The sequence below is a fragment of the Anaerotignum lactatifermentans genome, assembly GCF_014982935.1.
Classification (GTDB): Bacteria; Bacillota; Clostridia; order Lachnospirales; family Anaerotignaceae; genus Anaerotignum; species Anaerotignum lactatifermentans.
The window spans coordinates 1-9400 of record NZ_JADCKK010000080.1; the positions used below are offsets into that span (position 1 = coordinate 1).

9 protein-coding genes and 1 other annotated feature are annotated in these 9400 nt (G+C 42.6%); of the genes, 7 read left to right on the forward strand and 2 right to left on the reverse strand.

The window, feature by feature from the left end:
* The coding region (locus INF29_RS15415) for an IS3 family transposase (RefSeq protein ID WP_408626509.1) at nucleotides 1–79 on the forward strand (79 nt) is incomplete at its 5' end.
* A gap of 173 nt (nucleotides 80–252) precedes the next feature.
* Here INF29_RS15415 and INF29_RS13070 read toward each other — a convergent pair.
* Complete coding sequence (locus INF29_RS13070) at nucleotides 253–708, reverse strand: hypothetical protein (RefSeq protein WP_193487102.1); 456 nt, start codon at nucleotides 706–708, stop codon at nucleotides 253–255.
* A gap of 191 nt (nucleotides 709–899) precedes the next feature.
* Nucleotides 900–2336, reverse strand: a complete 1437-nt coding sequence (gene proS, locus INF29_RS13075; RefSeq protein WP_193487104.1) for a proline--tRNA ligase — start codon at nucleotides 2334–2336, stop codon at nucleotides 900–902.
* 85 nt (nucleotides 2337–2421) lie between these two features.
* Nucleotides 2422–2626, reverse strand: a binding site (T-box leader).
* Nucleotides 2627–2771: 145 nt separating this feature from the next.
* Here proS and INF29_RS14865 point away from each other — a divergent pair.
* The 6 genes from INF29_RS14865 (at nucleotide 2772) to INF29_RS13105 (ending at nucleotide 8929) form a co-directional block, all read left to right on the forward strand.
* Entirely contained in the window at nucleotides 2772–3866 is a 1095-nt protein-coding gene (locus INF29_RS14865; protein ID WP_243184179.1) for a hypothetical protein, read from the forward strand.
* 146 nt (nucleotides 3867–4012) lie between these two features.
* A complete protein-coding gene (locus tag INF29_RS13085) occupies nucleotides 4013–4834 on the forward strand; it encodes a MerR family transcriptional regulator (protein ID WP_191344987.1) in 822 nt (273 codons plus the stop codon).
* Between the two features lie 116 nt (nucleotides 4835–4950).
* Nucleotides 4951–5475: a cysteine hydrolase family protein gene (locus INF29_RS13090; RefSeq protein WP_191344986.1), complete on the forward strand. Its 525-nt coding sequence runs from the start codon at nucleotides 4951–4953 to the stop codon at nucleotides 5473–5475.
* Between the two features lie 10 nt (nucleotides 5476–5485).
* On the forward strand, nucleotides 5486–6604 hold the full coding sequence (locus INF29_RS13095) for an aminopeptidase (protein WP_193487106.1): 1119 nt from the start codon (nucleotides 5486–5488) through the stop codon (nucleotides 6602–6604).
* Between the two features lie 355 nt (nucleotides 6605–6959).
* Nucleotides 6960–8111 carry a carbohydrate kinase family protein gene (locus INF29_RS13100; RefSeq protein ID WP_193487107.1) on the forward strand — a complete coding sequence of 384 codons (1152 nt, stop codon included), beginning with the start codon at nucleotides 6960–6962 and terminating at the stop codon, nucleotides 8109–8111.
* Nucleotides 8105–8929 (forward strand): class II fructose-bisphosphate aldolase, encoded by an 825-nt coding sequence (locus INF29_RS13105; protein WP_193487109.1) that lies wholly within the window; start codon nucleotides 8105–8107, stop codon nucleotides 8927–8929. Before INF29_RS13100 ends, INF29_RS13105 begins: the two co-directional genes overlap by 7 nt.
* The last annotated feature ends 471 nt before the right edge of the window (nucleotides 8930–9400 follow it).

Genomic DNA, 9400 nt, shown 5'->3' on the forward strand with positions numbered 1-9400 from the left:
TAATAACCATCGAATCAAAGCAAAGTTAAAGGGCTTGCCACCTGCAATTTACAGACAACAAGCCCTTCTGGCTTCTTAAACAATTTTAATTTGAAAATATTGTCTAACTTTTTGGGTTCAGTTCATACAAAGGCTTCCAGCTTTTTTATTTTTACAATATGCTTTTTCTGGAGACAATCGTCATTGTTTCCATGAAGAACTTAAAAAACTGTGCTTTCTCAAAGGAAATTTACTTAGTATCTTTTTTCATGTTCAATCTTCGTAATCATCTGCACAATCACATAAAGATTCATACCACATGTCATAGTCTTCATCACTTTCCAGTTCTTCAACATATTCTGTTTTCTCAGAAGGGGAAATTTCGTATACAGACCAGCCATACTTCGCATCAAAATAATCTGCAAATTCAGCCCATTCGCCTTCTGTGTCCACATCAAAATTTGCTAAAAAAGATTTTAAAGTGCATTCCTCAAATGGGAGACCTTCTGCAAACAGAGCATGATAAAAATCATATGCAGTATCAAAATCATCATCATATGTAGTTGAAAAATCAATCGGTTGGATATGCTTTTTCGCCCATTTTCCTAATTGTTCTGCTTGTTCGCTTTCGGTGTCATCTAAAAATGCTGCAAATAAGTTGACCATTTCGTCAAAATTTTCAACACCATAATCGTTCCAAACTTCAAATGATTTTTCTTCTGGCATCATATAGATTCCTCCTTTTGGTCACTGCTGTTTTTGCTAGGATTGCTTTATAAATTGTTTAAGAGCATTATGAGCAAAGATCATTCAAATTGTGATGGCTGCAATTAACGAAAAAATCAATCTGGAAAGTAAATAAGCTGTAAAACGAAAAAATATCTGTTTTACAGCTTATTACCAGATTTTATTTTAATATCTTAATATGCTCTGCCCCAGTAAACCATGTGTTTTGCAGGTTTGCCGCAGCATACGCAAACGGTATCGATTTCTTCCTGTTCGAAAGGAATACATCTGCTGGTTGCAGCTGTTTTTTCTTTGATGGCATCTTCACATGCCTGATCGCCGCACCACATAGCTTTGATGAAACCGGGTGTTTCGTTGATTTCTTTTTCAAATTCTTCCATGTTGTGTGCAACGTATGTTTTGGAATCACGGCGTTCTGTTGCTTTCTGCAGCAGGTTTGCCTGAATGTCTTTCAGCATTTCAGGGATTTTTGTTTCCAGTTCATCCAGAGAAACAATGATTTTTTCGCCTGTGTCACGTCTTGCCAGAACAGCCTGGTTCTTTTCCATATCCTTAGGACCGATTTCCAGACGCAGAGGCACGCCTTTCATTTCGTATTCGCTGAATTTCCAGCCTGCGGATTTGTCGGAGTCGTCCAGTTTGATACGGCAGATGGAAGAAAGTCTATCTTTCAGTTCGCCAGCTTTTTCCAGTACGCCTTCTTTGTGCTGTGCGATGGGGATGATAACAACCTGTGTAGGTGCGATCATAGGAGGCAGTACCAGACCGCTGTTGTCACCGTGTACCATGATGATGGCACCAATCAGTCTGGTGGTCATGCCCCAGCTGGTCTGGTGAACATACTGCAGTTTGTTGTCTTTGTCTGTGTACTGGATGCCAAATGCTTTTGCGAAACCATCGCCGAAGTTATGGCTGGTACCAGACTGCAGTGCTTTACCGTCGTGCATCAAGCTTTCGATGGTGAATGTGTGTGCAGCACCTGCGAAACGTTCTTTTTCTGTTTTTTCGCCTTTGATAACAGGGATAGCCAGTACGTCACGGCAGAAATCAGCATATACATTCAGCATTTTCAGAGTTTCTTCCTGTGCTTCTTCTGCTGTAGCGTGAGCTGTGTGACCTTCCTGCCACAAGAATTCCATGGTACGCAGGAAAGGACGTGTGGTTTTTTCCCAACGTACAACGGAGCACCACTGGTTGTACAGTTTCGGCAGGTCACGGTAGGACTGGATAATGTTTGCATAGTGTTCGCAGAACAGTGTTTCGGAAGTAGGGCGAACGCAGATACGTTCTTCCAGTTTTTTGTCGCCGCCATGAGTTACCCAAGCAACTTCCGGTGCGAAGCCTTCTACATGGTCTTTTTCTTTCTGCAGCAGGCTTTCGGGGATGAACATGGGCATGTATACGTTTTCATGACCTGTTGCTTTGAAGCGTTCATCCAGCTGTTTCTGGATCAGTTCCCAGATTGCGTAGCCATAAGGACGGATGATCATGCAGCCTTTCAGAGAAGAATATTCTGTCAGGTCAGCTTTTTTTACAACGTCCGTATACCACTGGGGGAAATCCAGCTCCATATCGGTGATGGATTCTACAAATTTCTTTTCTTTTGCCATTGGTGTTTCCTCCTCTATAAAAATCTTTCTGTTTTTTCGGATACCAGAGGGACATTTTTCCATAAAAAAAGCCTTCGTCCCCACACAAAGGGACCAAGGTATCATTGGCGGTGCCACCCTCCTTGACAGCGCGTATTGCTGTCCTCTCGAAATCCGTTAACGCCGGAATACGCCGCATTTTCCCTGCGGAGCTTTCGGGGCAGGTTCCAAAAGGTTTGCCAAGGCTCGCATCAACCGCCTGTTTTCTGAAGACAAAGGGCTTTTGTACTATTCCCGGTCATAGCCGATATCAGCTATTATGATAAACCGAAATGCCTTGTGCTGTCAAGGAAAACCGACGGAAAAACGTAAGAATTTTGTGATGACGATGTAGCGCAAATGTGCTAACATAAAAACAGGGACATGATGTAGTAAAAACGGAAAAGGGGGATTTGTATGAAAGGGTTTGCTTTATGTTTAGCGGCTGTATTTTTGATGGGAAATACTGCCTTTGCAGCGGAAAAAACAGAAAAAATAGCAGTGCCTGTCCATCAAACTGTAGTTTGGGATGGCACCGAAACCAAAATGCCAGGCTACAACATTGATGGGTATACCTATTTTCGTCTGCGGGATATGGCAAAAATGGTGTCTGCCTATGCCACAAATGAAATGCACTATTTTGATTTACAGTATCAGAAGGAAACAAACAGTATTACGATTGTAAGAAAGAAAGAGAAGTATCAGTATGTTGCTGAGAATAAAACTTTCGATGTAGGAACAGAGAATAAAAAGGCGTATGCCTCATCTGCGTCTGTTTTGCTAAATGATTTAGATGTCACAAAAATTGGATTGGTGGAAGATGGTTATGTCATTGATGGATATACTTTTTATAAACTGAGAGATATCACCCGTTTGCTGGGGATGGATGTAGGTTGGTGTGAAGAAGAAAAAGTGACAGAAGTTCTTTCTCAGCCGAAAAAAGTGTATAGTAATGACCCAACTCTTTATCGAAAACCTGTCATCTATCTTTACCCTGAAAAAACTATGGATGTTTCTGTAAAATTGGACTATGCCGGAGATTTGACAGTCACCTATCCCACTTATGACGGTGGCTGGCAGGTAACGGCACAGCCCGATGGCACATTAACCAACCATGCCGACGGGCTGGAATATTCCTATCTGTTCTGGGAAGGCAATGGACAGCTGGAGGTGGATTTCTCAGAAGGATTTGTGGTAAAAGGGGAAGATACGGCGGCATTTTTGCAGAAAACCCTTTCTGATATGGGATTGACACCAAAAGAATACAATGACTTTATTGTTTACTGGCTGCCTTTTATGCAGGAAAATGCCTATAATTTGATTTCTTTCCAACAGGAAAACTACACAGAGCAGGCAAAACTGGATATTCAGCCTGCACCTGACAGCGTCCTGCGGGTGTTTATGGCATTCCGTTCTCTGGAAAAACCTATTGAAGTGAAACCACAAGAATTTCAGCCTTTTGAACGAAATGGTTTCACAGTTGTGGAATGGGGCGGTACAGAAGTCAAGTAAGTTTGGACAGCAGCACGACATTTGGTCGTTGCTGCTGTTTTTTGTGCTGATTTTCATTTTTCTGGAAAAAAGCATTGACTCTCACATGATGGAATGGTCTATGCTGTATTTGTGCACAGAAAGAAACAGAAAGGTGGTACGGTACCATGTTAAAAATCGGTGAATTTTCAAAATTGTCCAGAATCAGTATTCGTATGCTGCGCCATTATGATGAAGCAGGCATATTAAAACCTCAAAGCGTAGATTCTGTTACAGGCTATCGTTTTTATGGGGAACAGCAGCTGCTGCACGCCTGTAAAATCCAAACTTTGCGTCAGATGGGGTTTGGTGTCAATGCCATTGGTGAGATTTTAAGTCATTATCATGACATAGATGCGCAGGAAGCATATTTGCAGGCACAGAAGGAGTACTTACTGCAAAAACAGGAAATTTTGAAAGGGCAGCTTCGTTTGCTGGACAGTACTATGGAATGGTTTCGAAAGGGTGGTATCAATATGGGTTATGAAGTAACTTTGAAAACATTGCCAAAACATTATGTGATTTCCGTGAGAGATGTGATTCCTTCTTACAGTGTGGAAGGATTGCTATGGGAGACGCTGCATAGAGAAATGCAGACACAGAATATTCCACAAAATCAATCAGCTATGCATATGACAGTGTTCTATGATGGGGAATATCGGGAAAGTGATGTGGATATTGCGGTGCAAATGACAACCCCTTCTCTTATGAATGTAAAACTTCCATTGCGGTCAGAAGAATTGCCGGAAGTAACTTATGCAGGGGTTGTTTTCCGTGGACCTTATGAACAAATTACACAGGTAACAATGGCAATTGCGAACTGGGTAGCAGAGCATGGTTATGACTGGGACGGCAACTATTTTATGATTTATCATGTCAGTCCGGCAGAAACAGAGAATCCGGCAGAATATGTAACGGAATTCTGCTGCCCTGTGAAGAAAAAGAAATAAAAAGTTGTATATACACATGTCAAATCATTCTATCCTTTTTGGTTGAAACCCATTTTTTACCGTGGTACAATAGTACAGAATCCTATTATTTTTGAACCGAAAGGACGGAATACGACATGAAAAAATTACTGGTTGTTATTGATATGCAGAATGATTTCATTGATGGCGCGCTGGGTACAAAAGAAGCGGAAGCCATTGTGGACAATGTAGTGGCAAAGATTCAGAAATATCCCAAGGATTGCATCTATGCCACCAGAGATACCCATACAGCCGATTATCTGGAAACACAGGAAGGAAAATTCCTGCCCGTTGTTCATTGTGTGGAAGGCACAAAAGGCTGGGAGATCAATGAAAAAGTGGCAAAGGCGCTGGAAGGTGCAGTCATCGTGAACAAAGGCACATTCGGCTCTTCTGAACTGGCGGATATGCTGTACTTTGAAACCATTGGACAGGATGAAGTGGAAATTGAACTCATCGGTCTTTGCACAGACATTTGCGTGGTATCCAATGCCATTTTGATTAAAACAAAACTGCCGGAAGCAAAAGTAACCGTAGACCCTTCCTGCTGTGCAGGGGTTACACCGGAAAGCCATAACGCTGCATTGCAGACCATGAAAATGTGTCAGTGTGTAGTAGAGTGAGGTGAAGGGCATGAGAGATGAAAGACTGGAAAAGCTGGCAGAAGTGCTGGTAAATTATTCTACCAATGTAAAAGCAGGAGATAAGGTTGCCATTTCCGCTGAGGACTGTGCACTGCCTTTTATCAAAGCAGTAGCACGGGCAGCAGTGGCGAAGGGGGCTTTAGTAGAGTATTATGTGGATATTCCTGATGTAGATGCTACCATACTGAAAAATGGCACAGCAGAGCAGTACGCACGCCCCAATATCCGTTTTGGCGCCTGTGCCTCCTCTGATGTCTGGATTAGCGCATGGGGCAGTGAAAATACCAAAACCATGCAGTCTATCCCTGCAGAACGACTGAAAGAACGCAGACTTGCCAATAAGGATAACCGGAAGATTTACTCCGACCGTATGGGCACAGGAGAACTGCGCTGGTGCGGTACCCAGTTCCCTACAAATGGTGATGCCCAGAACGCAGGTATGAGTCTGGAAGAATACGAAGATTTTGTATATCAGGCTGGCTATCTCTATGAAGCCGACCCTGTTGCCAAATGGAAAGAAATGGCGGCAGAACAGGAAAAATGGGTGAAGTATCTGGACGGCAAAAAAGAACTTCATATCCTTTCTAAAGATACAGATATTCGTGTCAATGTGGCAGGCAGAAAATGGATTAACTGCTGTGGGCAGGAAAACTTCCCCGATGGGGAAATCTTCACTTCTCCCGTAGAAGATGGCGTGGATGGATATATCACATTCTCTTATCCTTCCATCATCAATGGTCATGAGTTTGAGGAAGTGCGTCTGACTGTGGAAAAGGGCAGAATTGTAGAAGCGGTCTGCAAAGACGCGGAAAAGAACGCAAATCTTCTTTCTTATATTGATACAGATGAAGGCTCTCGTTATTTTGGGGAAGTTGCCATCGGCACCAACTATGGTATCCAGAAACACACCAAAAACATTCTTTTCGATGAAAAGATCGGTGGTTCCATGCATATGGCTATTGGCGAAGGTTTTCAGGAGGCTGGTGGCAAAAACACTTCCGCCATCCACTGGGATATGATCAACGATATGACAAAAGAAGGCAAGATTTATGCAGATGGTGAACTGTTCTATGAAAAGGGACATTTCCTGCCGGAAGTATTGAAATGATGAGAAACAGGAAGCAATCCTTGATTCGCTTCTTCATAAGAAAACAAAGAAAGCTGAAATCTTTTGCTATACAAAGGATTTCAGCTTTTGTTTTGTCAGGATAGAAATAACTTTGGTAGGATTTCTACCAAAGTTATTTCTATTTTTACGAGATTTTATCGGGTATGTTTTCTTTAAAAGACAGCGATTATAGTTCCTGTTCAGAAAGCAAGTGAATGGGAAACAGCGTTTTCTGAAAGGATAGTTGCTTCAGTTGCCTCTTGTTTTTTTTTTCATGGAATTTGCCCATGACAGAAGGACAGGATTGTGCTAAAATAAGGACAGAATTTTGTTGGAAACCTTTGGAGGTGAAATCATGGAGAAACACCGTACAGCCGTTGCTGCCGGGCATATCTGTCTGGATATTACGCCTGTTTTTCATGGCGGCAGAGGAACCCAGATGGATAAGATTTTGGAACCGGGCAAGCTCATTGACGTAGGCGCGGCGGACATTCATACAGGCGGTGCCGTAGCCAATACAGGACTTGCCATGCAGAAATTGGGTATTGATACAAAGCTTATGGGCAAGATTGGCGATGATGCTCTAGGAAAGACCATACTTTCTATTTTGGAATCCTACCATGCGGCAGAAGGGATGATTGTGGACGCAGATGCTACCACATCTTACAGTATTGTCCTTGCCATTCCCGGCATTGACCGTATGTTTTTGCATCATCCTGGCGCAAACCATACTTTTTCATATGATGATTTAGATTTTGGGGAAATTGCAAAAGCGGACTTATTCCACTTTGGATATCCGCCTATCATGCGAAATATGTACCTCAATAACGGAAAAGAACTGGTGCGCATTTTTCAGAAAGTCCATGAATCAGGTGTGCTGACTTCTTTGGACTTGGCAGCAATCGATCCTTCTTCTGAAGCGGCACAGCAGAACTGGGAGGAAATCCTGCGTCAGGTATTGCCTTATGTGGATTTCTTTGTGCCAAGCATTGAAGAATTGTGTATGATGATTGCACCGGAAACCTATGCAAAGTGGCTTGAGAGAGCAAATGGCAGTGATGTAACGGGGATTTTATCCTTATCAGATATTTTGCCTTTGGCAGAAAAACTGCAGTCAATGGGTGCGAGAAATTTTCTCATCAAATGCGGCGCACCGGGGCTGTATTATGATATGGCAGATGCAGAAGTGCAGAAGGAATTGGGAGCAAAAAGCGGATTGCATTTTCTGGATTGGGCAGGGAAATCCGGTTTTGAAAAAAGTTATACTCCAGAGCAAGTGCTTTCCGGCACAGGTGCAGGGGACACCACCATTGCGGCCTTTCTTAGTGCCCTTTTGCAGGGATATGACTTGGAAACCTGTTTGCATTTGGCGTCAGCTACAGGCGCAAGCTGTGTAGCGGCTTATGATGCCCTCAGTGGTATCAAACCTTTTGCAGAACAGTTGGAACATATTCAGAATGGTTGGGAAAAACAAGATTTGTTGAAAACGGAGGCAGAAACATGTTAGTAAATTTGAATGATGTATTGCGTCCTGCAAGAGCAGGAAAATATGGCGTTGGACTTTTCAATGCAGTGAATCTGGAAATGGCAAAAGGTGTTTTGCAGGCGGCGGAAGAAAATCAGTGTCCTGTCATCATTGGTACAGCGGAAGTACTGCTGAATACCGCCACATTGGAAGAAACAGCAGATATGCTCCTGCCTATGGCAAAACGGGCATCTGTGCCTGTGGTATTGCATTTTGACCATGGCTTGACCCATGATTTGTGTGTAAAAGCACTGGAACTGGGATTTACTTCTGTGATGTATGACTGCTCCACAGATACATACGAAGATAATCTGAAGAAAGTGAAAGAAATGGCAGACATTGCCCATGGCTATGGCGCAACACTGGAAGCGGAACTGGGGCATGTAGGGGAAGCGGCTGGACATGATCCTTCTGCTTTTTACACAGACCCTGCGCAGGCATTAGAATTTGTTCAGCATACAGGCTGTGACGCTCTTGCCATTGCAGTAGGCACAGCCCATGGGGCTTATAAATTTCCTCCGAAACTGGATTTTGCACGTATCGAAACCATTGCGGCGCAGATGGATACACCTCTGGTGCTTCATGGCGGTTCCGGTTTGACAGATGAAGACTTCCGTCATGCCATTGCCAGCGGCATCAGCAAAATCAACATTTTTACAGATATCAATGTAGCATATGCGGAAGGTGCCAAAAAAGCATTGGCAGCAGGCGCTGTTTCTGCAACAGATATGTTCCCTTATCTGGTGGCAGCTGTGAAAGAAGCGACTGATAAAAAAATGAAGCTGTTTTCTATGAAATAAAAATAGACTTCTTGTAAGAAACAGTGACACAATCAATACAAAAATCAAAACCACTAGTAAACTAGTGGTTTTGATCAACCCCTAGAAGGGGTATTACGTGCCGACCCCTAAAAGGGGCATCGAAAAATATCATCGCATTTATTTGCACTGCAACCTGTAAACAGGTACTATAATTGAAAATACAGTATGTTAATTTAATATTGCATATCTATCCTTCATTTGATAATTAGTAAATCCATAGTAATTATCATTCAAAAAAAATATACTAAAGTATTTTATTTACCCCTAGTAGAACTAGGGTTTTTGTTAAGCTAAAGCACCCAATAATAGCCGGAATCCTTGTCTTTGAACTGCACCCCATTTGTTAGACAGTATGATATACTGAATAACAAGTGGGGTGATTTTTATGCCAAAAGGAGTACCAAATAAACGATATACACCAGAATTCAAGCAACTGGTGGTAGAAACGAT